The organism is Kitasatospora sp. NPDC088346, from assembly GCF_044740765.1.
Classification (GTDB): Bacteria; Actinomycetota; Actinomycetes; order Streptomycetales; family Streptomycetaceae; genus Kitasatospora.
In genome coordinates, this window is record NZ_JBIURH010000002.1 from 12,919 (window position 1) to 35,821 (window position 22,903).

Sequence of the window (22,903 nt, forward strand, 5' to 3'; positions counted from 1 at the left end):
CCGGCCGAGGGCCCGCGCACGGAACCCGTTTCGCATCGTGGGCGTCCTGATGGACGCCGAACGAGGACGGGGAGGGCTTGTGCGACGAGCGATACGGGCGAGGCTGAGGGCGATCCGCGCCCGGTGGCGAAGGTGGAGCCGATGGCGCCGGACGGGTGTCGCGGCGCTGCTCGGCCTGGCCCTGGTGCTGCTGCCGATCGCGACCGCGGCCGCCGCCCTGCGGCTCGCGTACACCGGGGAGCCCGCCACCGACGCCCGCACCAGGGGCCGCGACGCCGTCTGGCTCGGCCATGCCTGGGTGGACGGCCGAAAGGGGGACGCGGAGCTCGCCGCACTCGGCGCGCGGCTGGCCGGCACCGGGATCCGCGACCTGTACGTGCACACCGGGCCGCTCGCCCACGACGGCTCGCTCGACCCCGCCCTGTACCCGCGGGCCCGGCAGTTCGTGGAGGGCGTGCACCGGACGCTGCCCGGGGTCCGGGTGCAGTCCTGGCTCGGCGACGTGGTCGCGCCGGAGAAGGAGGGCCTGCACCTGGACCGGGCGGAGGTCCGCGACCGGATCACCGCCTCGGCCGCCCAGGTGCTGGACGTCGGCTTCGACGGCGTGCACTTCGACATGGAGCCGGTGCACTCCGAGGACCCGGGCTTCCTGGCGCTGCTCGACCGGACCCACGCGATGACCGCCGCCCGGGGCGTCCCGCTGTCGGTGGCGGCCCCGCAGATCGACCCGGTGCCGGGACTGCACGTCGCCGGCACCGGCCTGACCGGCCACGGAAAGTGGTGGTCGCAGGCGTACTTCGCCGAGACCGCCCGGCGGGTCGACCAGATCGCGCTGATGTCCTACGACACCAGCATGCAGCTGGAGTCGCTGTACGGCGGCTACGTCGTCCACCAGACCCGGCTCGCGCTGGAGGTGACCCCGGACCGGGTCGACCTGCTCATGGGCCTGCCCGCCTACTGGGACGACACGTTCAGCCACCGCGGCTCCGCCGAGACGGTGGCCGCCGCCGTCCGTGGCGCCCGGCTCGGCCTCGGCGACAGCGACCGCCGGTCCTTCGGCCTGGCGCTGTACGTCGACTTCACCGCCACCGACCGGCACTGGGCCGAGTACCGCGACGGCTGGGGCGCCCGGTAGGGGCCGGTGACGGCACTCGCGGCAGCGCCGGTCAGGCGAAGCGGGTGCGGTGCAGGGAGATCAGCAGCCGCCAGACCTGACCTGCGGTGTCGGGCGGGTCGGCGGGCCGCTCGCTGTGGAGCCAGTCCGCGAACAGGGCCGTGAAGGCCCCGGCCACCGCGGCGGCGACCACGTCCGGGTGGGGGGCGCCGGCCAGTGCGCGCTCGGTCCGGCTGCGTTCGCGCAGCTGGAGGTTGAGCAGCTCGCCGAGCGGCCCGCTGCCGCCCGGGTGGAGCAGCGAGCGGTACAGGTCGCGCCGGCCGCGCGCTTGGTCGAGGAAGTCGATCAGGGCGGGCGGCGGCGCGGCCGGGTCGGGGGTGCCGCGCCAGGCGTGCAGGGCGTCGACCGCCTCCCGGACCACGTCCGCGCAGGCGTCCACCGCGAGCGCCTGGAGGTCCTGGTAGTGCAGGTAGAAGGTGGCGCGGCCGGCGCCGGCGCGGCGGACCACCGCCGAGACGCTGACCTGCTCCAGCGGCCGTTCGGCGCACTCGGCGAGCAGCGCCGCCCGCAGGCCGGCCCTGGTGCGCTCGGCCCGCGGGTCGCCCGCCGGGGTCATCCCGCGACCAGGACGGCGGCCAGCGCGGCCGCGCCCGGCAGTGCCTGGGCGAACAGGATCCGCCGGTTGGCGGTGGCGGCCCCGTACACGCCCGCCACCACGACGCAGCAGAGGAAGAACACCTGCACCCGGTGGCCGGTGGGGTCGGCGGCGACCAGGCCCCAGACCAGGCCGGCGGCCAGGAAGCCGTTGTAGAGGCCCTGGTTGGCGGCCAGCGGCGCGGTGGCCGCGGCCATCTCCGCGTCGAAGCCGGAGAGCTCGCGCCCGGGCCGGCGCTGCCAGAGGAACATCTCCAGCACGAGGAAGTACGTGTGCAGCAGCGCCACCAGGGCCACCAGCACGACGGACAGGATCTGCATCGCCACTCACCGCTTTCTGGACAACTGTCCACCCATCATAGACAGACGTCCAGAAAGTTACGAGCCCTGCAGCCAGACCGCCGTGTCCGGCGGCAGCAGACCCCCGGCCGGCGGCGCGCTGGCCAGCAGCACCGCGCCGTGCGGCGGCAGCGCCACCGGCTCCGCACCCAGGTTGACCACACAGCTGAAGCCGCCTGCCCGCCGGAACGCCAGCACCTCGGGCCCCGCGGGCAGCCAGGCGAAACCGCCGGTCACCGTGGCCCGCCTGATCCGCAGCGCGGCACGGTAGAGCGAGAGCATCGAGGACGGGTCCCCGGACTGCGCCTCGACCGTGAGCGCACCCCAGCCCGCCGGCTGCGGCAGCCACGGCTCGACCCCCGGCGGCGCGAAGCCGTACGGGGGCTCGGAGCCCGACCACGGCAGCGGCACCCGACAGCCGTCCCGGCCGGGGTCGGTGCCGCCGGACCGCAGGTGCATCGGGTCCTGGAGCCGCTCCAGCGGCAGGTCCTCCACCTCGGGCAGGCCGAGCTCCTCCCCCTGGTAGAGGTAGACCGAACCGGGCAGCGCCAGCGAGAGCAGGGCCGCCGCCCGGGCCCGGCGGCGCCCGAGCGGCAGGTCGGTGGGGGTGCCGAAGGCCTTGGCCGCGAAGTGGAAGCGGGTGTCGGCCCGGCCGTAGCGGGTGACGGTGCGGGTCACGTCGTGGTTGCACAGCACCCAGGTCGCGGGGGCGCCGACCGGGGCGTGCGCGGCCAGCGTGGCGTCGATCGAGGCCCGCAGCCGGGTCGGCTCCCAGGGCCGGGCCAGGAAGTCGAAGTTGAAGGCGGTGTGCAGCTCGTCCGGACGCAGGTAGCGGGCGAAGCGCTCGGTGTCGGGCACCCAGATCTCGCCGATCAGCACCCGGGGCTCGGCGTAGGAGTCCGCGATGGCGCGCCACGAACGGTAGATCCCGTGCAGCTCGTCGCGGTCGACGAACGGGTGCGGGTCGCGGCCGGGCTCGAAGTCCGGCAGGGCCGGGTCCTTGGCGAGCAGGCCGGCCGAGTCGATCCGCACGCCGGCCGCCCCCCGGTCGAACCAGAACCGCAGGATCGACTCGTGCTCCGAACGCACCTGCGGGTGCGCCCAGTTGAGGTCCGGCTGCTGGGCGGCGAACAGGTGCAGGTACCACTCCCCCGGGGTGCCGTCGCGGTTCACCGTCCTGGTCCACGGGCAGCCGCCGAACTCCGACGTCCAGCCGTTGGGCGGCAGCTCCCCCGACTCGCCGCGCCCGGGCCGGAAGTGGAAGAGCTCTCGCTCCGGGCTGCCGGGGGCGGCCGCCAGCGCCGCGCGGAACCACGGGTGGGCGTCGGAGACGTGGTTGGGCACGATGTCGACGATCGTCCGGATGCCCAGTTCCAGGCCCTCCGCGATCAGCTTCTCGGCCTCGGCGAGGGTGCCGAACGCCGGGTCGACGTCCCGGTAGTCCGCCACGTCGTAGCCGCCGTCCGCCATCGGCGACGGGTACCAGGGGTTGAACCACACCGCCTGGACGCCGAGTTCGGCGAGGTACGGCAGGCGGGAGCGGACCCCGGCAAGGTCCCCGGTGCCGTCGCCGCTGCCGTCGGCGAAGCTGCGCGGGTACACCTGGTAGATCGCGGCGTCCCGCCACCAGTCCGAAGGCTCGGGCTGCTGTGCCACGGTGGGGCCCCTTTCAGAAGGCTCGATGCGGTCGACGGTCCGTCAGCCCTTCAGGCTGCCGGAGGTCAGACCGGCCATGATGTTGCGCTGGAAGATCAGGAAGAACACGACGGTGGGCGCCGAGGCGATGGCCAGCGCCGCGATGACGACGTTCTGCGAGACGCCCAGCGAGAGCGAGTTGATGCCGATGTTGAGCGGCTGCCGGGCGGGGTCGGGCTGGACCAGCATCGGCCACAGGAAGTCCTTCCAGACGTTCACCACGGCGAAGATGGAGACCACGCCGAGGATCGGCCGGGACATCGGCAGCACGATCGACCACAGCGCGCGCAGCGGGGTGGCGCCGTCGATCGCGGCGGCGGCCATCAGCTCCTCGGGGACGGAGTCGAAGAAGCGCTTCAGCAGGAAGACGTTGAACGCGTTGGCCACCGTGGGCAGCCAGATCGCCCAGGGCGTGTTGACCAGGTTGACGTGCAGCAGCGGCAGGTCCAGCACGGTGAGGTACTGCGGCACGAGCAGCACAGCCGCCGGGATCATCAGGGTGGCGAGCATCATGCCCAGGATCAGCTTGCCCAGCACCGGCCGGAGCTTCGACAGGGCGTAGGCCGCCGCGACGTCGAACACCAGCTGGAAGGCGAGCGCCCCGAAGGCGTAGTAGAGCGTGTTGAACAGCAGCCGGCCCATCCTCAGCTGGCTCCACGCCTCGCCGTAGGTGGCGGTGTGGACCTGCTCGGGGAAGAGCGTCGGCGGGCTCTGCACCACCTCCCGCGCCGACTTGAGGCCGCCGGTGACCAGCCAGTACAGCGGCCCGAGGAAGACCAGCGTGAAGACGGCCACCACCAGGGTGAGCACCGCCCAGTAGGCGATCCGGCCGCCGCGGCGGCTGATCCGGGCGTCGGAGATCAGGGTGCGCATCCGGTCACTCCCTAGTCGGCGGCGCGGCTGAGCCGCGCGTAGAGGCCGGAGAAGCTGGCGAGGACGATCAGCATGACCAGGCCGAGCGCCGAGGCGCTGCCGTAGTTGTTGAAGTTGAAGGCGTACTGGTAGATCAGGTAGACCACGGTGGTGGTGGAGCCCTGCGGGCCGTTGCCGCCGGTGAGCAGGAAGGGTTCGACGAAGACCTGCATGGTGGCGACGATCTGGAGCAGCAGGAGCAGCGAGAGGATCAGCCGGGTCTGCGGGATCGTGACGTGCCAGATCCTGCGCAGCAGGCCGGCCCCGTCCAGTTCGGCCGCCTCGTACAGCTCGCCCGGGATGCCCTGCAGCGCGGCCAGGTAGACCAGGGTGGCACCGCCCATGTTCATCCAGGTGGCGGCGATCACCACCGAGAGCATCGCGGTGGACGAGGAGTTCAGCCAGGCCGAGGTGGGCAGGTGGAGGAAGCGCAGGACGGAGTTGAACAGGCCGTACGAGGGGTCGTAGAAGTACTTGAAGAGCAGCACCGAGGCGACCGGCGGCATCATCACCGGCAGGTAGACCAGGATCCTCAGGTACGCCCTGGCGTGCCGCAGTTCGTTCAGCAGGACGGCGACCACGAACGGCACCGCGAAGCCGAGCAGCAGGGCGAGCGCGGTGAAGAGCAGGGTGTTGCGCCAGGCCTGCCAGAAGGCCGGGTCCTGGAGGATCCGGTGCAGGTTGTCCAGGCCGACCCAGGTCGTCCGGCCGCGCTTGGTCCGCTGGAAGCTCATCACCACCTCGCGGACCATCGGGTACCACGAGAAGCAGGCGAAGCAGAGCAGCGCGCCGAGCAGGAATCCGTGGGCCGTGAGGTTCCGGCGGACGCGCTGCTTCAGGCCGGCGCGGCGGGAGGCGGGGTCCGGGGCCGGGCCGGCGGGCCGGCGGCGGGCGGAGACGCTGATCGCTGCCATCGGGAGGGGGCTCCTGGGTCTGCGGGCGGGAGAGGTGCGGGGCGGCGCGGGGGCCGGCGGCGCGGGGGCCGCGCCGGCCCCCGTCGGCCGCGCTAGCCGAGGCTCGCCAGGACCTGGTCGACCTGGCTCTCGGCGTCCGCGAGCAGCTTGTCCACGTTGGCGTTCCGGTCGGTCAGGACACCCGAGACCGCGTTGTCGAGGATCTTGTAGATCTGCTGGGCGTTGGCCGGCTCGGTCCTGCCGGGCACCGACGCGGCCAGGTAGGGCGCGTAGTTCCCGACCGGGACGGTGGCGTCGGCGGCCTTGGCCCGGTTGTCGGCCTCCAGGCTGGCGCCGGTGAAGAAGAACGGCTGCGGCAGGCCCACCGGCAGGCCGTCGGCCTTGTTGCGGGCGTAGTCGAACTGGCCCTTGCCGATGGTGAGGAACTTGAAGTTGATCCAGGCGATGCCGGCCTTGATCTGGTCCGGGCCGGACCCCTTCTTGAAGAGGTAGTCGTTGCCGCCGAGCAGTGCCGCCTTGCCGCCGGGCATCGGGCCCATGCCGTAGTCGTCGTAGTTGCCCTTGAGGGTCTGGACCATGTACGTGATGTCGTCCGGGGCGCCGACGTACATGCCGAGCTTGTCGGTGGACATCTGGGTCATCAGGTCGGGCCACTTGAGGCCCTGGGTGGCGCCCATGCTGTGGTCGGTCCAGCGCATGTCGTACAGGTTCTGCAGGACCTTCCTGCCCTCGGGGGTGTTGAACGCCGCCTTCCTGCCGTCCTCGGTGGTCATCGACCCGCCGAGGCCGTACAGCTCCGCGGTGTAGTGCCAGCCGCCCTGGTTGGTGGCGCTGTAGTCGCCGTAGCCGTTGACGCCGTTGCCGAGTGCGGCGATCTTCCCGGCGGCCTCGCGGATGCCTTCCCAGGTCGTCGGCGGCCTGTCCGGGTCCAGGCCGGCCTGGGTGAAGAGCTTGCGATTGTAGAGCAGGCCCATCTTGTAGTTGGAGTAGGGCAGGCCGTACAACCTGCCCTCCGACTTCAGGGTGGCCAGCACCGAGGGGTCGATGTCCGCGAGGGCCGGCACGGACTTCTCGTTGACGTAGGCGGAGATGTCCTCGGCGCCGTCCGCGTCCAGCACCTGGTCGAGGTCGGTGAAGTAGCTGTAGAAGACGTCGGTCTGGGCCTTGCCCTTGAGCTGCGCGGTGAAGGCGGCGGGCTCCTCGCACGGGAAGCCGTCCTTCGCCTTGACGGTGACGTTCGGGTAGAGCTTGTTGAAGGCCGCCACGTCGTCGGCCCATTGCTTGCGCTCGGCGGCCTTGGTGACCGGCGGCTGGCAGTCGATGCTGATCGTCACCTTGGTGGCCGGGTCGAGCGGGGTGGCGGCGTCGGACGATCCGCCCGCGCCCGCGGAGCCGCCGGAGGAGCCCGAGGAGCTGCAGGCGGCGGCGCCGAGCGCCAGGCCGGCGGCGGCGACGAGGGCGACGGATCTGCGGAGGAGCCGGTCTCTGTTCATACGGGTGGACCCTTTCGAGCACGTGGGCAGCGCCGAGGCGCGGGAGTAGCCCGTGATTTCCGGTAGGGGCCGCCCCCGAGAAACACGGTCGGGTGGCGGGGAAGGGTGAGCGAGGTGGTACCTCGGCCGCTGCGGTGACGCATCGCCTGCTGGCGTCGACCACTTAACCAGTCTCGACAGATGGCCACAATATGTCGACGAGACTTCGCAAAATAGCGACTGCTCGCTTGCGTCCGCCCGGCCGGAGCGCCCGGGACGGCGCCTGCCGGCCACCGCCCACCTGGCGGAGAAGGTCAGCCGCAGGTAGCGGGTGGTGGCCGTCTCCAGGTTGAGCGTGACGGTGTTCCCGCCCGCCGGATCGAAGGTGTACGCGGCGGAGGCGACCAGGTCGGTGAAGGTGGTCCCGTCGGTGCTGCCCTGGACCTTGAGGGTCTCGCTGCGCCGCTCCCATCCGCCCGGCAGCCTGAGCACCAGCCTGTTCACCGGCACGGCCGAGCCGAGGTCGCCCTGGATCCACTGCGGGAAGGCGTTGTCGGCGCTCTCCCAGTAGCTGCCCTGGTTGCCGTCCGCGGCGTTGCCGCCGGTGTAAAGCGCGGTGGCGCTGCTCGTCGTCACGGTCCGGCCGGCGAGCAGGCTGGCCGAGGAGGACGCCGCGCCGTAGACCTCGAACTCCGAGAACTGCGCGGTCGGCCAGCCGCTGTTCGCGGAGACGGCGACCCGCACGTAGCGGGTGGTGGTGGACGCGAAGGTGATCCGGACGGTGTTGCCCGCGCCCTGGTCGAAGGTGTAGGCGGCCGAGCCGACGAGGGTGGAGAGGTTCGAGCCGTCGGTGCTGCCCTGGAGGGTCAGCGTCTCGGTGCGGGACTCCCACGCGGCCGGGAGCTTGAGCACCACCTGGTCGACGGCGGCCGCGGCTCCCAGGTCGACCTGCACCCACTGCGGGAGGGCGTTGCCCGCGCTCTCCCAGCAGCTGCCCTGGTTGCCGTCGTTGACGTTGGTGACGGCGTACACGTCGCCGACGCTGCTCGCGGTGACGGCCTTGCCCGCCGCGAGGTTCGGGCCGCCCGCGGCCTGGGCGGCGGGCAGCAGCGGGCCCGCCAGCAGGAGCATTGCGAGCACGGCCGACCCCGCGGTCAGCCGCGGCAGTGTGCGCTTCGATCTCATTGCGTCCCTCTGTCCCGAGATTCGGCGATCGATGACGGCTCACGGCGCCCGCGCGACCCGTCGACGGGTCCGGGTCCGGGCCTGGCCGGGCCGCCGCTGTCAGGGCGGTGACCCGGAGCTCTGGTGGTGCGACGGCCCTGAGAACCGCACACCCCAGGGAAGTTGCAGATCAAATCAAGAAAATGACGTAGATCTGTACAATTTTTGCGCGATGGCAGCCAAGAGCTACAGAGGGGCTACGGGCATGTCAACGGCCCGTACCGCCCCGGCATCAGATCGCCCGTCAGGTCCGGACCCGGATCCGGAGCCGCCCGCCGACCCGGCCCCGAGCGCGCCCGGACACACGAGAGCGGGCGGGCACCGAAGTGCCCGCCCGCTCGGCGAGGGCCCGTCGGCCCGCCGCGGTCAGTCCCGCTCGCGCACCGGCGCGGTCGAGCCGCGCACCACCAGCTCCGGCTCGAACAGCAACTCGTCGTGGGTCACCTTGACCCCGGCGATCTCCCCGACCAGCAGCTCGACGGCGGCCCGGCCCATCGCCTCGATCGGCTGCCGGACGGTGGTCAGCGGCGGATCGGTGCACATCATGAAGGAGGAGTCGTCGTAGCCGATCACCGACACGTCGTCGGGGACGGCCAGCCCCGCCCGGCGGACCGCCCGGACGGCGCCGAGCGCGAGCGGGTCGGAGGCGCAGACCACACCCGTGACCCCGCGCCTGAGCAGCCGGGTGGTCGCCGCCTGCCCGCCCTCCAGGCTGAACAGGGCCCGCTCGACGTGCTCGTCGGGCAGGTCGAGACCGGCCCTGGCCATCGCCGCACGGGCCGCCGCCAGCTTGCGGTGGGACGGCACGTGGTCGGCCGGGCCGAGCACCAGGCCGATCCTGCGGTGGCCCAACTGTCGGAGGTGGCCGATCGCCTGCTCGACCGCGACGGCGTCGTCGCAGGAGACCCGGGGGAAGTCCAGGTGGTCGATGGCGGCGTTCAGCAGCACGGTCGGCAGGCTGCGTTCGGCCAGCCGGTCGTAGTGCTCGTGCGGGGCGTCGCCCTGGGCGTACAGGCCGCCGAAGAAGACCACGCCGGAGACCTGCTGCTCCAGCAGCAGGTCCACGTAGTCGGCCTCGGAGACCCCGCCCGCGGTCTGGGTGCAGAGCACCGGCGTGAAGCCCTGGCCGGCCAGCGCGCCGCTCACCACCTCGGCGAACGCGGGGAAGATCGGATTCTGCAGCTCGGGCAGCACCAGACCGACCAGCCGGGCCCGTTCGCCGCGCAGCTGGGTGGGCCGCTCGTAGCCGAGGACGTCCAGCGCGGTCAGCACCGCGGCCCTGGTCGCCTCGGAGACGCCGGGCTTCTCGTTCAGCACCCGGCTGACGGTCGCCTCGCTCACCCCGACCTTCTTGGCCACCTCGGCAAGTCGTCGTGTCATGTCGGCGAGTCTACGTCAGATCACGCAAACGGCTTGCGCTGATTTGCACATCGAGACACGCACACCCTCCGCATTCGATCGACTACGATCCGTGGTCGAACCGCAGGCCGTCCGGCCTGCCCGTGCACCTCCGGAGAGACCCGTGCGCCACCGCCTGCTCGCCGCCCTCGTCGCCCTCCCGCTGCTGCTGGCGGGCGCCCCGCCCGCGGCCGCGGCCACGGGGGGCTACGCCGCCCTCGGCGACTCGTACGCCGCGGGGGTCGCCGCGGGCGCGTACGACGCCGCGAGCGGTGACTGCCACCGCAGCACCCGGTCCTACCCCGCGCTGTGGGCCGCCGCGCATCGGCCGGACGCCTTCGTCGACGTCACCTGCATCGGTGCCACCGTGGACGACGTCCGGCGCGACCAGCTGCCCCGGGTTCCGGCCGACGCCACCGAGGTCACCCTGACGGTCGGCGGCAACGACCTGGGGTTCGCCGACGGGGTGGTCGCCTGCCTCCAGCCGATCACCACCGACAGCCGCTGCGACCGCGCGCTGGACGAGACCGAGCGCCGGCTGCGCGAGGAGCTGCCCGACCGGCTGGCCACGCTCTACGGCGAGGTGCGCGGCGCCGCCCCGGCGGCCCGTGTGGTGGTCACCGGCTACCCGCACCTGCTGCACACCGGCACCGTCTGCATCATCGGCACCGAACCCCGCCGGGTGCGCTTCAACGCCCTCACCGACCGGCTGGACGAGCTGATCGAGCAGCAGGCCACCAAGCAGGGCTTCGAGTTCGCGGACGTCCGGCCCGCCTTCGCCGGCCACGGCGTCTGCTCGGGCGGCAGCCAGGAGTGGATCACCCGGTTCGTCCTGACCCACCTGTGGGAGTCCTTCCACCCCACCGCCCGCGGCCAGTCCGACGGCTACCTCCCGGCCGTCACCGCGGCGCTCGCGGGGTGAACCGCCCCCGCCGCCGTGCGGGCTGCCGCGGGGTCCGGGCCCGGGCCGGCCGATCCGACAGGACCGACCGGACCGGACCTAATTCCGCACCGCCCCAGGTGCCCTCGGATAGGCTCTCTCCCTCCGGCCGGGGCAGGTATCAAAGACCGTAGGCTGGGCAGGTAGGGACCGTGGAACGGGGCGTTCCACGGGTGAGTTGAACAGTCGGCGGCCGGCCAGCCGGTGCGCACCGGACGGGGGCGGCGGCTGACCGATGGAGGGAGACGCTGGGTGATCGAGCTGGAGGACGTTCCCGAGTTGATCGACCCGGTGATGGTCTGCGCCTTCGAGGGCTGGAACGACGCGGGTGACGCGGCCTCCGCGGCCGTGGGACACCTCGACGAGACCTGGGGCGGGAAGGTGTTCGCCGCACTCGACGCAGAGGACTACTACGACTTCCAGGTCAACCGCCCGACGGTCTGGCTGGACGGCGGGGTCCGCCGGATCACCTGGCCGACCACCCGCCTCTCGGTGGTCCGGGTGACCGAGCCCAAACCCCGGGACCTCGTCCTGGTCCGCGGGATCGAACCCAGCATGCGCTGGCGCTCGTACTGCAACGAGCTGCTCGGCTTCGCGCACGAGCTGGGCGTCGAGCTGGTGGTGATCCTGGGCGCGCTGCTCGGCGACACCCCGCACAGCCGGCCGGTCCCGGTCAGCGGGGTGACCTCGGACGCCGCGCTGGCCCGCACGCTCGACCTGGAGGAGAGCCGCTACGAGGGGCCGACCGGCATCGTCGGCGTGCTCCAGGAGGCCTGCGCGCACGCCGGGGTCCCGGCCGTGACGCTCTGGGCCGCCGTCCCGCACTACGTGGCCCAGCCGCCGAACCCGAAGGCCACCCTGGCCCTGATCAACAAGCTGGAGGACCTGCTCGACCTGCGGATCCCGCCGGGCGAGCTGGCCGAGGACTCCCGGGCCTGGCAGCTCGGGGTGGACCAGCTGGCCGCCGAGGACAGCGAGGTCTCCGAGTACGTGCAGCAGCTGGAGGAGGCCCAGGACACCGCGGAGCTGCCGGAGGCCTCCGGCGACGCGATCGCCCGCGAGTTCGAGCGCTACCTGCGGCGGCGCGACAACCTCGGGCCGACCGGGGAGAAGCCGGTGGCCGGGCACGCCACCGCCGAGCGCCCGGCCGACCCCGAACCGGGGGTCAGGTCCGCCGAGGACAAGGCCGACGCCAAGTCCGACGACACCGCCGAGGGCACGGCCGGGGGAACGGCCGAGGACAGGGCCGGCGACGAGCCCGAGGACCGGCCGGAGAACCGCGCCGACGGGGACGGCGACGGCGCCACGGGCTGAACGCGACGCCGGAGGGGGCGTCAGGACCAGGTCCTGACGCCCCCTCCGGCGTCGGTGCGTCGAGTGCCGTGCCGGGTTCCTACAGCGCGACGCCCAGCAGCGCGTCCACGGTCCGCGAGACCAGCCCGGGGGCGCCGATGTCCTCGCCACCGGTCTCGGCCTGGAGCGCGGCCCAGCGGTCGACGGCGGCCAGCGCGGCCGGCGCGTCCAGGTCCTCGGCCATCGCGGCGCGGACCTCGGCGAGCAGGCCCTCGGCGGACGGCCCGTCCGGCCGGGAGACCGCCGCGCGCCAGCGGGCCAGCCGCTCGACGGCGCGCTCCAGGTCCCCGTCGGTCCACTCCCAGTCGCTGCGGTAGTGGTGGGCCAGCAGCGCCAGCCTGATCGCCGCCGGGTCGACTCCCTCGCGCCGCAGCGCGGAGACGAACACCAGGTTGCCGCGGGACTTGGACATCTTGTGCCCGTCCAGGCCGACCATGCCGGCGTGCACGTAGGCCTGGGCGTACGGGTGCTCGCCGGTGGCGACCTGGGCGTGCGCGGCGCCCATCTCGTGGTGCGGGAAGGACAGGTCCGTGCCGCCGCCCTGGATGTCGAAGGACATCCCGAGGAACTGCAGGGCGATCGCCACGCACTCGATGTGCCAGCCGGGGCGGCCGTGGCCGAGCTCGGTGTCCCAGGCGGGCTCGCCGGGGCGGGCGGCCAGCCAGAGCAGCGCGTCCAGCGGGTGCTTCTTGCCGGGCCGCTCGGGGTCGCCGCCGCGCTCCCCGAAGACCGGCAGCATCTGCTCGCGGGTGAGGCCGGAGACCTCGCCGAAGCGCGGGTCGGACTCCACCGAGAAGTAGACGTCGCCGTCCAGCTCGTACGCGGCGCCGCTCGCCAGCAGCTTCTTGACCAGCGGGACGATCCACGGGATGGACTCGACGGCGCCGATGTAGTGGGCGGGCGGCAGGATCCGCAGGGCGGTCATGTCCTCGCGGAACAGCGCGGTCTCGCGCTCGGCGAGGGCCGTCCAGTCCTGGCCGGTGGCGACGGCCCGCTCCAGCAGCGGGTCGTCCACGTCGGTGACGTTCTGCACGTAGAGGACGTCGTGGCCGGCGTCCTTCCAGACCCGCTGCACCAGGTCGAAGGTGTTGTAGGTGGCAGCGTGGCCCAGGTGGGTGGCGTCGTACGGAGTGATGCCGCAGACGTACAGGCGGGCGGTCGGCCCCTGGGGAGCGACCTCTCGGACACTGCTCGTGGCGGTGTCGTGAATGCGCAGGGGAAGCCCCTGACCGGGCAGGGCGGGAACCTCGGAGGCGGGCCAGGAATGCATGGATCCGACTCTAACCTTGCGATCATTTGAAAGGCTAACCAGTCGCGAGGATCGGCTTGAATCGCCTTCCGACCGTTTCGGGTGCGGAACGGGGCACCTCGGGCGACTCCGGTCAGACCGGCGGCCAGGGGATCGACGGCCAGTCAGGCGAGGGCAGCGGGTGGCGCCCGGTGCGGCGCAGCGCGGCCACCCGCTGCCGGGTGGCGGTCAGCTCGGCCGCCGTCAGGTGCGGGCCCAGCTCCCGGGCCAGCGGGCCGTCGAGTCCGGCGGCCAGCCGGTCGAGCACCTCGCGGGCCTCGTCCGTGAGCGGCTGCTCGGCCCAGCCCCAGAGCAGGGTGCGCAGCTTGCCGGGGACGGCGAAGGTCACCCCGTGGTCGATGCCGTAGATCCGGCCGTCGGCGGCGGGCAGCCAGTGGCCGCCCTTGCGGTCGGCGTTGTTGAGGACGGCGTCCAGCACGGCCAGCCGGCGCAGCCGCTCGTCGTCGCGGTGGACCAGCAGCGCGGTGCGGCCCTCGCCCACCTCGGCCCGGACGATCGGGAGCCAGCCCCGTTCCGGTCCGGCCGGGTCCTGGAGGGCCAGCAGCTCGGGGGCGCCCGGGTCGGGCTCGATCCAGAGCTGGACCATGCCGGGGCCGTGCGGGCCGTCGCGCAGGACGGTCGGCGGGATCAGCTGCCACCCGGTGGCGGCGGCCAGCCGGTGGGCGGCCACCTCCCGGCCGGCCAGGGTGCCGTCCGGGAAGTCCCAGAGCGGGCGCTCCCCGGCGACCGGCTTGTAGACGCAGGGCGCGGTCAGTCCGTCCAGCTCGGCGGTGCAGTAGAGCACGGCGTTCGAGGCCTCGGTGACCCGGCCGTGCACGGTGAGCGCGCCGGAGCCCAGCAGGTCCAGGGCGGTGCCGGTGTCGGCCGCCAGGGCCGCGCTGGTGGCCGGGTCCGTCACCGGGACGGCGTCGCTGTCCGGCTCGGTGTTCAGCGCCGGTAGCCGTTCGCGCGGGGGCACAGGTGGCCCTCGGGGTCCAGCGGGAGGTTGCAGAACGGACAGGGCTTGCGGCCGGCCGCGACCAGGTCGAGGGCGCGCTTGGCGAAGACCCGGGCCATCGCCCCGCTGAGCCGCACCCGGAGCATGTCCGGGCCGTTCTCCTCGTCCTCCAGGGCGGCTTCCTCGTCCTCCTCCTCGGTCACCGCCTGCGCCTCGACCACCAGGCACTCGTCCACGCTGTCCCAGGCCAGGGCCATGGTGCCGACCCGGAACTCCTGCTCCAGCGGCAGGTCGAGCGGGGCGGTGTCGATCAGGTCGGCGGGGGCCACGGCGGGGATCGCGGAGGACCCGGAGGTGCGTCGCAGGGCCTCGTCGAGGACCTCCTCGACGCGCTCGGCCAGTGCCGCGACCTGGGTCTTCTCCAGCAGCACGCTGGTCATCCGCCCGCGTGAGCTGGCCTGGAGGTAGAACGCCCGGGAGCCGGGCTGGCCGACCGTACCGGCCACGAACCGCTCGGGCTGGTCGTAGAAGTAGACCTGACGGGGCACTCTCTCGCTCCGGATCGGGATCGGGCAGGGGCTGTCTGTGGCCAGCCTACGGCTTGCACCGCGGCCGGGGTGCGGCGTGGGGTGGGGTCAGGGCGCGGGTGCGGGCTCGGGTGCCGGCCCGGACGCGGGGGCCGGTGCGGGTGCGCCGGTGTCGCCGCCGACCACCGCGTCCTCGTCGGCGGTCGGGCGGTCCGGCCGGGGCGCCAGCGAGACCAGACTGCCGGTGTCGCCGAGGCGCAGCAGGTAGGGGCGGTGCGCGGTGTAGCGGATCGCGGTCACCGAGCAGGGCTCGACGGAGATCCGCTGGAAGTGGTCGAGGTGCAGGCCGAGGGCGTCGGCCACCACGGCCTTGATCACGTCACCGTGCGAGCAGGCGACCCAGACGGCGTCCGGGCCGTGCTCGGCGGCGATCCGGTCGTTCCAGTCCCGGACGGCGTCCACGGTCCGGTGGCTGAGCGCGCGCAGCGACTCGCCGCCGGGGAAGGCGGCGGCCGAGGCGTGGTCCTGGACGGTCCGCCAGAGCGGTTCCTTGGCCAACTCGCCGAGCGGGCGGCCGGTCCAGTCGCCGTAGTGGCATTCGCCGAGCCGCTCGTCCGGCTCGGCGGCGCCGAGTTCGGGGCGGGCGGCGAGCAGCGGTGCCAGGGTCTGCCCGCAGCGTTCCAGCGGGCTGGTGACGACCTTGGCCAGCGGGATCCCGGCGAGCCTGGCGGGCAGCTCGGCGGCCTGGGCGCGCCCGGTCCCGTCGAGGTCGACGCCGGGTGTCCAGCCGGCCAGGACGCCGGCCGTGTTGGCGGTGGAACGGCCGTGGCGGACGAGCAGCAGGGTGGGCATGCGGCCAAGCGTACGACGTGCGGGGCGCGGGTGGCAGCGGGTGCCCGGCTCGTGCGCTTTCCGTGGATGTGACGGCCGTTCGACGCGGGGCGAGCGAGAATGGACGGCATGATCGTCGATTGCGCCGTCTATCGGGACGGCCACCGCACCGAGGGGCCTGACGACCTCTCGGATGCCCTGGAGGCAGCCCGGGCGGCCGGGGACGGCTTCGTGTGGATAGGGCTGGCGGACCCGACGGAGGAGGAGTTCGACCTGGTCAGCGCCGAGTTCGGGCTGCACCCGCTGGCCGTCGAGGACGCCGTGACGGCCCATCAGCGCCCCAAGCTGGAGGAGTACCAGGACCTGCTGCTGATGGCGCTCAAGACGGTCGGCTACCACCCCGCCGACCGCAGCATGACCGTCGGCGAGGTGATGGTCATGGTCGGGGACTCCTTCGTGATGACCGTCCGGCACGGACCGGACAGCCCGCTCAAGGGGCTGCGGGCGGAGCTGGAGAAGCAGCCGGAGCTGCTGCGGATGGGCCCGGCCACGGTGCTGTACGGGGTCTTCGACCTGGTGGTGGACAGTTACCTGGACCTGGTCACCACGCTCCAGGGGGAGCTGGACGACCTGGAGGCGGACGTCTTCGCCCCCGGCCGGGCGCGCGGCGTCGCGGAGCGGATCTACGGGTTCAAGCGCGAGGTGATGCGGTTCCGCCGGGCCACCCTGCCGCTCCAGGAGCCGGCCGCCCGGATGCTGCGGCCCGAGGTGCCGTTCGTGCCGGAGCCGCTGCGGCCGTACCTGCGGGACGTCGGCGACCACCTGCACCGGGTGATCGAGCTGGTGGACGGGCTGGACCGGCTGCTCTCGGACATCCTCAACGCCAACCTGGCGCAGGTGAGCGTGCAGCAGAACGACGACATGCGGAAGATCTCGGCCTGGGCCGCGCTGGCGGCGGTGCCGACGATGATCGCCGGCATCTACGGGATGAACTTCGAGCACATGCCGGAGCTGCACCAGATCTGGGGCTACCCGGCGGTGCTGGCCGTGATGGCGGGCGTCTGCGTGTGGCTGTACCGGGCCTTCAAGCGGGCGGGCTGGCTCTGAGCGCCCCGCGGGCACGCCGGGCGCCGGGAGTGACCCCGGCGGCCCGGCGGCGTCCGCGTCAGGCGAGGCCGGCCAGCTCCAGGGCCTCGACGCCGGTGCGCAGCGCGGTCATCCGCTCCTCCAGCGTGAAGCCGGCCGGGGCCAGGGTGAGGGTGGTGACGCCGGCGTCGGCGTAGGCCTGCATCCGGTCGGCGATCCGCTCCTTGGTGCCGAGCAGCGCGGTGGAGTCGATCAGGTCGTGCGGGACGGCGGCCGCGGCGCCGGCGTAGTCCCGGGCGAGGTACTTCTCCTGGATCTCGTCGGCGGCCTGCTCGTAGCCCATCCGGCGGGTGAGCTGGTTGTAGAAGTTCTTGTCCTTGCTGCCCATGCCGCCGATGTAGAGCGCGGCGTAGGAACGCTGGGAGTCGGCCGCGGCCTTGACGTCCTCGCCGACCGAGATGGCGACGGTCGGGCACAGGTCGAAGCCGTCCAGGGTCAGGCCTGCCGTGGCGCGGCCGGCCGTGAGCGGGTCGACGGACAGGGCGGCGTGCTCGGGGGCGAAGAAGATGCCGAGCCAGCCGTCGGCGATCTCGCCGGTCTGCTCCAGGTTCTTCGGGCCGATCGCGGCGATGTACAGCGGGATGTGCTCGCGCACGGGGTGCACGGTCAGCTTGATCGGCTTGCCGGGGCCGCCGGGCAGCGGGAGCGTCCAGTTGGCGCCCTCGTGGACCAGGCGCTCGCGGGACATCGCCTTGCGGATGATCTCGACGTACTCGCGGGTGCGGGCGAGCGGCTTGTCGAACTTGACGCCGTACCAGCCCTCGGAGACCTGCGGGCCGGAGACGCCGAGGCCGAGCCGGAAGCGGCCGCCGGAGAGGGTGTCCAGGGTGGCGGCGGTCATCGCGGTCATCGCGGGGGTGCGGGCCGGGATCTGGAAGATCGCCGAGCCGACGTCGATCCGCTCGGTCTTCGCGGCGACGAAGCTGAGCACGGTGGCCGCGTCCGAGCCGTACGCTTCGGCGGCCCAGCAGACCGAGTAGCCGAGGCGGTCGGCCTCCTGGGCGACGGCGATGTTGTCGGCGTCCATGCCGAGTCCCCAGTAGCCGAGGTTGATCCCGAGTCGCATGTGGGTGCCAAGCCTTCCAGTCGGTCCGTGGCGCGAGCGTAGCCCTGCCTTCGGCAGTCATGCTACTGGCCGGTAGGTGTGTGCTGCGTCACCCGGACGAGGAGGGCGCGCAGCAGGAGCTGCGCGCTGCGACGAAGGGGCGCGCGCGGCGTGTGCGCGGGTCTTTCCGAGGCGGCCGGGGGCGTGGACGCTACGCTCGGGCGACAGCGGGCGGAACCTGTCCGACCTGCGAGTTCGTCAGCAGACGAAAGGCCGGCCCGATGGAACAGCGCCACCTCGGACGGACCGGGCTCCGGGTCTCCCGGCTCGGACTCGGCACCATGACCTGGGGCCGGGACACCGACGAACACGAGGCCGCCGAACAGCTCAAGGTCTTCGTCGACGCCGGCGGCACCCTGGTGGACACCGCCGACGTGTACGCGGACGGCGGCGCCGAGTACCTGATCTCCCGGCTCACCGACAGCCTGGTCCCCCGCTCCGAGCTGGTCATCGCCACCAAGGCGGGCAGCGTGCCGGGCACCGACCGCCGCTTCGACGGCTCCCGGGGCCACCTGCTGGCCGCCCTCGACGCCTCCCTGCGCCGGCTCGGCACCGACCACGTGGACCTGTGGCAGGTGCACGCGTTCGACCCCGCCACGCCGACCGAGGAGACCCTGCACGCCCTCGACCTGGCGGTCGCCTCCGGCCGCGCCCGCTACGTCGGCGTGTCCAACTTCAGCGGCTGGCAGCTGGCCAAGGCCGCCACCTGGCAGCGCGCCCGCCACGACCGGGTCCCGCTGGCCGGCACCCAGATGGAGTACTCCCTGCTCCAGCGCGGCATCGAACGGGAGGTGCTGCCCGCCGCCCGGGACGCCGGACTCGGCCTGATCGCCTGCTCCCCGCTCGGACGCGGAGTGCTCACCGGCAAGTACCGACACGGCGTGCCGCCGGAGTCCCGCGGCGCCTCCGCCCACCTGTCCGGCTTCGTCCAGCCCTACCTCGGCGACCGCTCGCGCCGGATCGTGGACGCCCTCGCCACCGCCGCCGACGGCCTCGCCAGCAGCCCGCTCGCGGTCGCCCTCGCCTGGGTCCGGGACCGGCCCGGCGTGGCGAGTGCGCTGGTCGGCGCCCGGAACGCCACCCAGCTGCTGGCGGCCCTGTCGGTGGAGAGCCTTACGCTTCCGGATGAGATCCGCGGCGCGCTGGACGACGTGTCAGCTCCACTGCGCCGCTACCCGGACCAGGGCTGGACGGAGCTGTAGCGCCGGCTGTGAGGAGCGAACCGATGACCGAAGCGGCGAACAGCGCGACCGAACCGACCACCCCCGAGGAGCGGGCGGGCGCGGTGGCCGCGCTGGCGGAGGCGATCCGGACGGTCGGCCGGAGCGGCGTCGCCGAGGACGCCCCCGGCACCCCCGCCGAGGCCTCCGACGCCGACGCCGGCGCCCCGCCCTCCGACGAGCAGCGGGCCGCCGCGGTGCGCGCCGCCGCCGAGGTGCTGGCTGCGGGCGGCGCCCCGGCCGCGCTCGCCCCGGCCGCCGTCGCCGAGCTCGGCGAGAACGCCGCCGAGGCCCTGCGGGCCGACCCGTGGGCGGTGCTCGCCCTCCCCGGCGTCCGTCCCGAGCAGGCGGACGGGTTCGCCCGCGGGCTGCTCGGTCAGGAGGCCGGCCCGGGCGACCCCCGGCGGGCCGCGGCCCTGGTGCCGTGGCTGCTGGAGCAGGCGGCGCTGCGCGGGCACTCCGCCCAGGAGATCGGCGAGGTCGCCACCGGGCTGGAACGGCTCGGTCTGCCCGACCCGGCCGCCGCCCTCCAGGCGGTCGTGGTGGACGGCCTGGTCATGGCCTTCCAGGAGGAGCTCCCGACCCGCCCCGGCGCCGACGACGAGGAGGAGCCGCCGACCCGGACGGTGCTCGCCCTGGAACGGCTCGCCCTGGCGGAGGAGAGCCTCGCCGACGGCCTGGTCCGGGTGCTCTCCACCTTCGATCCCGGCTCCGACGAGGCGGCCGACCCCGACCCCGACCCCACGGCCGAGGACGCGGACGTGGAAACCGACGAGGACACCACCGAGGACGAGGCCGGCTCCGGCGACGAGGCCGACTCCGCCCACCCCGCCGGTCCCGCGGCCCCCGGCCCGTCCGCCTGGGCGGCCGCGGCCGCCGCCGCGCCCTCCTCCTCCGCCGCCGCCCTGCTGCGCGCCGTCGCCGACAGCGCCCTGGTCGTCCACACCGGCGGCGAGGCCTCCCGGGCGGAACCGGCCGCCGTCCTGGACGCCGCCCACGGCCTCGGCCTGCGCGCCTGGGCCGCCACCTGGACGGCCCGCGGCCGAGCGGACATGGCCGCACTGATCCCGGACTCCCCCGCCGCCGGGCAGGTGGCCACCCTCACCGACCTGCTCTCCGGCACCGCCGGCCCCGGCCGCGCCGCGGACGGCACGCTGGCCCTCGACCTCCTGCTGGTGCTGGACGCCCCACTGCTCGACGTCGAGCAGGCCGCCACCCTGCTGGAGGCGCTCGCCGACGGCACCCGGCTGGTGCTCAGCGGCGACCCGGGCCAGCTCTGGTCCGCCGGGCCGGGCCGGTTCTTCGCCGACCTGACCGCGAGCAGGCTCTGCCCGGTGGTCGCCTCCCGCACCCCCGACTTCGGGCCGATCGGGGAACTGGTCTCCGGCATCGGCATCGGTGAGCTGCTCACCGTCGAGGCACCGGAGAAGGAGGTGGTGATCCTCGCGGCGAAGGACGGCGCCGAGGCCGTCCACCGCGCGGTGCAGCTGCTCGGTGACTCGATCCCCCGCGCGCTCGGCATCGCCGCCGAGGACACCGTGCTGATCACCCCCGGGCACGGCGGCAGCGCCGGCACCCGCGCGCTGAACGCCGCGGCCAAGGCCCGGCTCAACCCCGGGCCCGGCCGGTTCGGCGGCTTCGACCCGGGCGACCGGGTGGTCCACTCGCCCGCCCTCGGGGTCAGCCGCCCCGGCCGGGTCCTGGACGGCGACGCGGCCGGGCTGCACCTCGAACTGGCCGACGGCGAGCGGCTGACCCTCTCCCCCGCCCAGGCCGCCGGGCTCCGGCACGGCTGGGCGCTCACCGCCCACCAGGCCGTCGGCCGCCGCTGGGCCGCCGTCGTCACCGTCCTGCCGGAGGACGCCGCGGCCACCCTGACCCGGCAGTGGGTCTACACCGCGTTCGGCCGGGCGGAGCGCCACCTGTCGGTGGTCCACGCCGTCGGCCAGGCGCTGCCGCAGGCCGTCGCCGAGCGTCCCGCGCAGCCGCGCGGCACCCGGCTGCGGGCCGTCCTCGCCGAGCACGCCGAGCAGGGGTAGCCTGCGAGCCGGCCGTCGGGGACCAGGGCGGCCGGCAGGTCGGCCGGACCGCCGGTCCGGGTCGGGAGTACGGACACAGCGGGGGCGGGAGCCGGCATGAACACGGACACACGGCAGGCGGAGTTCGGCTCGGGCGTTCCCGAGCCGCGCCCGCTGGGCGTCGACTGGATCCACGGATCGCCGTCGGCGAAGCACAACACCGATCCGGACATCCAGGTGCACGTCCACGACGAGCACACCGTCATCCTGCGCCAGAACATGGCGATCGACTACGAGGCGCCGTTCCTCTACCTGCTGTTCGGCGACGACCGGGCCGTCCTGATCGACACCGGCGCCACGGCGTCCGCCGAGCTCTTCCCGCTGCGCCGGGTCGTCGACGAGCTGGTCGAACGCCGGTTGGTCGCGTACCCGCGGGCGCACTACCCGCTGCTGGTCCTGCACAGCCATGCGCACGGCGACCACGTGGCGGGCGACGGGCAGTTCGCGGACCGGCCCGACACCGTCGTGGTCCCGGCCGGACTGGACGAGGCCTGGCCGTACTTCGGCTTCGCCGAGGACCCGGACCGGGTGGCCCGGGTGGACCTGGGGGGCCGCGTCCTGGAGTGCCTCGCCACGCCCGGGCACCATCCGGCGGCCGTGACGTACTACGACCCGCACACCGGCTTCCTGCTCACCGGCGACACGGTCTACCCCGGGCGGCTGTACGTGTCGGACTGGCCGGCCTTCCGCCGGACCGTCGACCGGCTGATCGACTTCGCCGGCACCCGCCCGGTCACCCACGTGCTCGGCTGCCACATCGAGATGACCACCGAACCGGGTGTGGACTACCCGATCCGCACCGTCTACCAGCCGGACGAGCCGCCGCTGGAGATGTCCGTCGCCCAGCTGCGGGACATCCGCCGGGCGATCGACGAGGTCGGGGAGCGGACCGGCCGGCACGCCTTCCCGGACTTCGTCCTCTGCCGGGACGCCTGAGCACCTGCGGCCGGTGGCCCGGGTGGGGACGCGTGGTCCCGCGTCCCCACCCGGAGCCGGGCCCGCGGCCCGGCTCCGCTCCGGCCCGCCCGCTCCGGCCGCTCAGTGCTCCTGCTCGAAGCCCTCCAGCTCGTCGTCGTAGACCTCGCTGACGTCGAAGCGGCAGATCAGCAGCTCCGGGTCCAGCGCCTCGAACGGCTCGGGCAGCCACTCGCCGGGGTCACTCGGCTCCGCCGCGGAGACCCAGAGCGTGGAGTCGCCCTCCTCCAGCCCGAACTCCTCCGCCCGGGCGGCGATCTCGTCCGGCTCGAACTCGCCGAACAGCACGCCGATCGCGGCCGTCACGCCGTCGCCGGAGCCGCCGCCGGGGGTCAGCGAGCTGTCCACCCGCTCGGCCTGGGCCCGCAGCCGGGACGGGTCGGCGACCAGGTAGTCGCGGCGGATCAGCACGCTGATCGCCTCCGGCTGGTCGGGGCCGCGGTAGGCGCCGCCCGCCTCGTCACCGGGGACCTCGAAGGGCGTGACCTCGTCGTAGGCTTCGTAGAGGAGCTGGTCGTAGGCGATGGCGGCCGCGGCGAGCTCCTCGTAGGCAGTGACCACAGCGGGTTCGCCGGCCTCGGTGGCACTCGAAACTGCTTCCAGGTGGCGATCGATTGCGACCTTGACCGCCTCGGCGGCGGCGCGTACCTCTGTGACGGTGAGCTGCGCGGCATCAGACATGGTGCAGACGCTATCCCCACCCGGCGGCGACACGCACAGCGGTTGTCACCTACAGCCGTTAAATCCCGGCAAGTTACCC

Annotated in this window: 20 protein-coding genes and 1 pseudogene; 7 read left to right on the forward strand and 14 right to left on the reverse strand. The window is 73.7% G+C overall.

Annotated elements, in window-relative coordinates; all coding sequences use genetic code 11:
• The first annotated feature begins 79 nt into the window (after positions 1–79).
• Positions 80–1,135: a hypothetical protein gene (locus ACIOFR_RS03765; RefSeq protein WP_400992159.1), complete on the forward strand. Its 1,056-nt coding sequence runs from the start codon at positions 80–82 to the stop codon at positions 1,133–1,135.
• 31 nt (positions 1,136–1,166) lie between these two features.
• Here ACIOFR_RS03765 and ACIOFR_RS03770 read toward each other — a convergent pair whose 3' ends face one another.
• The 8 genes and pseudogenes from ACIOFR_RS03770 to ACIOFR_RS03805 form a co-directional block, all read right to left on the reverse strand.
• Positions 1,167–1,730: a TetR/AcrR family transcriptional regulator gene (locus ACIOFR_RS03770; protein WP_400992161.1), complete on the reverse strand. Its 564-nt coding sequence runs from the start codon at positions 1,728–1,730 to the stop codon at positions 1,167–1,169.
• Positions 1,727–2,089, reverse strand: a complete 363-nt coding sequence (locus tag ACIOFR_RS03775; protein WP_400992804.1) for a DUF1304 domain-containing protein — start codon at positions 2,087–2,089, stop codon at positions 1,727–1,729. Before ACIOFR_RS03775 ends, ACIOFR_RS03770 begins: the two co-directional genes overlap by 4 nt.
• A gap of 57 nt (positions 2,090–2,146) precedes the next feature.
• Positions 2,147–3,763, reverse strand: a complete 1,617-nt coding sequence (locus tag ACIOFR_RS03780; protein WP_400992163.1) for a glycoside hydrolase family 13 protein — start codon at positions 3,761–3,763, stop codon at positions 2,147–2,149.
• 42 nt (positions 3,764–3,805) lie between these two features.
• Positions 3,806–4,675, reverse strand: coding sequence for a carbohydrate ABC transporter permease (locus tag ACIOFR_RS03785; protein WP_400992165.1), 870 nt, complete (start codon positions 4,673–4,675; stop codon positions 3,806–3,808).
• Positions 4,676–4,686: 11 nt separating this feature from the next.
• Complete coding sequence (locus tag ACIOFR_RS03790; protein ID WP_400992167.1) at positions 4,687–5,628, reverse strand: carbohydrate ABC transporter permease; 942 nt, start codon at positions 5,626–5,628, stop codon at positions 4,687–4,689.
• A 92-nt stretch (positions 5,629–5,720) separates the two neighbouring features.
• Positions 5,721–7,121 (reverse strand): extracellular solute-binding protein, encoded by a 1,401-nt coding sequence (locus ACIOFR_RS03795; RefSeq protein WP_400992805.1) that lies wholly within the window; start codon positions 7,119–7,121, stop codon positions 5,721–5,723.
• Positions 7,122–7,463: 342 nt separating this feature from the next.
• Positions 7,464–8,285 (reverse strand): annotated as a pseudogene (locus ACIOFR_RS03800) (discoidin domain-containing protein); the annotation flags it as partial.
• Positions 8,286–8,690: 405 nt separating this feature from the next.
• A complete protein-coding gene (locus ACIOFR_RS03805; protein WP_400992169.1) occupies positions 8,691–9,704 on the reverse strand; it encodes a LacI family DNA-binding transcriptional regulator in 1,014 nt (337 codons plus the stop codon).
• Positions 9,705–9,846: 142 nt separating this feature from the next.
• Here ACIOFR_RS03805 and ACIOFR_RS03810 point away from each other — a divergent pair, with 142 nt between their 5' ends.
• On the forward strand, positions 9,847–10,644 hold the full coding sequence (locus ACIOFR_RS03810; protein ID WP_400992171.1) for an SGNH/GDSL hydrolase family protein: 798 nt from the start codon (positions 9,847–9,849) through the stop codon (positions 10,642–10,644).
• Between the two features lie 270 nt (positions 10,645–10,914).
• On the forward strand, positions 10,915–11,976 hold the full coding sequence (locus ACIOFR_RS03815) for a PAC2 family protein (RefSeq protein ID WP_400992173.1): 1,062 nt from the start codon (positions 10,915–10,917) through the stop codon (positions 11,974–11,976).
• Positions 11,977–12,055: 79 nt separating this feature from the next.
• Here the strand turns inward: ACIOFR_RS03815 and mshC are convergent, their stop codons facing one another.
• From mshC to ACIOFR_RS03835, 4 genes are all read right to left on the reverse strand, one after another.
• Positions 12,056–13,285, reverse strand: a complete 1,230-nt coding sequence (gene mshC, locus ACIOFR_RS03820) for a cysteine--1-D-myo-inosityl 2-amino-2-deoxy-alpha-D-glucopyranoside ligase (RefSeq protein ID WP_400992175.1) — start codon at positions 13,283–13,285, stop codon at positions 12,056–12,058.
• Positions 13,286–13,397: 112 nt separating this feature from the next.
• A complete protein-coding gene (locus ACIOFR_RS03825) occupies positions 13,398–14,222 on the reverse strand; it encodes an SCO1664 family protein (protein WP_400992806.1) in 825 nt (274 codons plus the stop codon).
• Between the two features lie 29 nt (positions 14,223–14,251).
• On the reverse strand, positions 14,252–14,809 hold the full coding sequence (locus ACIOFR_RS03830) for a DUF3090 domain-containing protein (RefSeq protein WP_400992176.1): 558 nt from the start codon (positions 14,807–14,809) through the stop codon (positions 14,252–14,254).
• An 87-nt stretch (positions 14,810–14,896) separates the two neighbouring features.
• The gene (locus tag ACIOFR_RS03835; protein WP_400992177.1) at positions 14,897–15,640 is read right to left on the reverse strand and encodes a histidine phosphatase family protein; all 744 of its coding nucleotides are present in this window, start codon (positions 15,638–15,640) and stop codon (positions 14,897–14,899) included.
• Positions 15,641–15,748: 108 nt separating this feature from the next.
• On the opposite strand from ACIOFR_RS03835, the gene ACIOFR_RS03840 reads away from it, so the two are divergent.
• On the forward strand, positions 15,749–16,726 hold the full coding sequence (locus ACIOFR_RS03840) for a magnesium and cobalt transport protein CorA (RefSeq protein ID WP_400992178.1): 978 nt from the start codon (positions 15,749–15,751) through the stop codon (positions 16,724–16,726).
• A 58-nt stretch (positions 16,727–16,784) separates the two neighbouring features.
• Here the strand turns inward: ACIOFR_RS03840 and ACIOFR_RS03845 are convergent, their stop codons facing one another.
• Positions 16,785–17,831, reverse strand: a complete 1,047-nt coding sequence (locus tag ACIOFR_RS03845) for an LLM class F420-dependent oxidoreductase (protein WP_400992180.1) — start codon at positions 17,829–17,831, stop codon at positions 16,785–16,787.
• Positions 17,832–18,091: 260 nt separating this feature from the next.
• Between ACIOFR_RS03845 and ACIOFR_RS03850 the strand changes: the two genes are divergently transcribed.
• The 3 genes from ACIOFR_RS03850 to ACIOFR_RS03860 all read left to right on the forward strand — a co-directional run bounded on the left by ACIOFR_RS03850 (position 18,092) and on the right by ACIOFR_RS03860 (position 22,104).
• Positions 18,092–19,072, forward strand: a complete 981-nt coding sequence (locus ACIOFR_RS03850) for an aldo/keto reductase (RefSeq protein WP_400992181.1) — start codon at positions 18,092–18,094, stop codon at positions 19,070–19,072.
• A 23-nt stretch (positions 19,073–19,095) separates the two neighbouring features.
• Positions 19,096–21,129: a helix-hairpin-helix domain-containing protein gene (locus tag ACIOFR_RS03855; protein WP_400992182.1), complete on the forward strand. Its 2,034-nt coding sequence runs from the start codon at positions 19,096–19,098 to the stop codon at positions 21,127–21,129.
• Positions 21,130–21,225: 96 nt separating this feature from the next.
• Entirely contained in the window at positions 21,226–22,104 is an 879-nt protein-coding gene (locus ACIOFR_RS03860; RefSeq protein WP_400992183.1) for an MBL fold metallo-hydrolase, read from the forward strand.
• A 102-nt stretch (positions 22,105–22,206) separates the two neighbouring features.
• On the opposite strand, the gene ACIOFR_RS03865 is transcribed toward ACIOFR_RS03860, so the two are convergent.
• On the reverse strand, positions 22,207–22,824 hold the full coding sequence (locus ACIOFR_RS03865; protein ID WP_400992184.1) for a hypothetical protein: 618 nt from the start codon (positions 22,822–22,824) through the stop codon (positions 22,207–22,209).
• Positions 22,825–22,903: the final 79 nt, after the last annotated feature.